This is a genomic window from Serratia sp. MMO-28, from assembly GCF_037199905.1.
Classification (GTDB): domain Bacteria; phylum Pseudomonadota; class Gammaproteobacteria; order Enterobacterales; family Enterobacteriaceae; genus Chania; species Chania oryzae.
Genome location: NZ_JBBCVB010000078.1, coordinates 1 through 859, shown reverse-complemented (window position 1 = coordinate 859; position 859 = coordinate 1). Strand labels below are relative to the sequence as shown.

The 859-nt window shown below is 54.0% G+C and carries 1 protein-coding gene; it reads left to right on the top strand.

The annotated features are described in order from the left end of the window. A partial coding sequence (locus WG891_RS27175) for a host specificity protein J (RefSeq protein ID WP_337265088.1) occupies nucleotides 1-859 on the top strand: 859 nt, incomplete at both ends.

The following is an 859-nucleotide window of genomic DNA, read 5'->3' as shown; positions in this document are numbered from 1 at the left end:
GGTTGCCGATAAGATGGTGATCGAGTCGATCACTGAACTGATTGACGTAAAACTCCGCTACCCAGAAACCGCTCTTCTGTTCGTTGAGTTCAACGCAAAGCAGTTTCAGAATATCCCGCAGATTTCCTGCGAGCCAAAAGGGAGCATTATCCGCATCCCGACGACTTACGACCCGATCGCCCGCACTTATACCGGTGTATGGGATGGCAGCTTTAAATGGGCCTGGACGAATAACCCAGCGTGGATTTTTTACGACCTATTGATCAACGCTCGTTACAGCATCGGCAATCGCGTCCGTGCAGAGAATCTGGCGCTGACGAAATGGGATTTGTACACCATTGCGCAGTATTGTGATCAGTTGGTACCGGACGGGCGCGGCGGTGGCGGCATGGAGCCGCGCTTTATGTGCGACGTGTATATTCAGTCGCAGGAAGAAGCCTGGTCGGTTCTGCGTGACTTTGCCAATATTTTCCGGGGCATGACGTTCTGGGCCAACAACAGTATGAACGTGCTGGCCGACATGCCACGCGATGTGGACTACATCTATACCCGCGCCAACGTTAAAGACGGCCTGTTTACCGATGCCAGCGCCAGCGAGAAAACGCATTACAGCACCTGCATGGTGAGCTGGAGTGACCCGGCCAACGGGTATCAGGATTCAGTTGAACCTGTGTTCGACAATAACCTGATCCGCCGTTACCAGGTCAAGCAAGCCGACCTTACAGCCATAGGCTGCACGCGGCAGACTGAGGCGATCAGGCGCGGCAAATGGCTATTGCTGACCAATGAGAAAGACCGGGTGATAAGTTTCACCGTTGGCGCGGATGGCAATATACCAGGTCCGGGCTGGATCATTGGC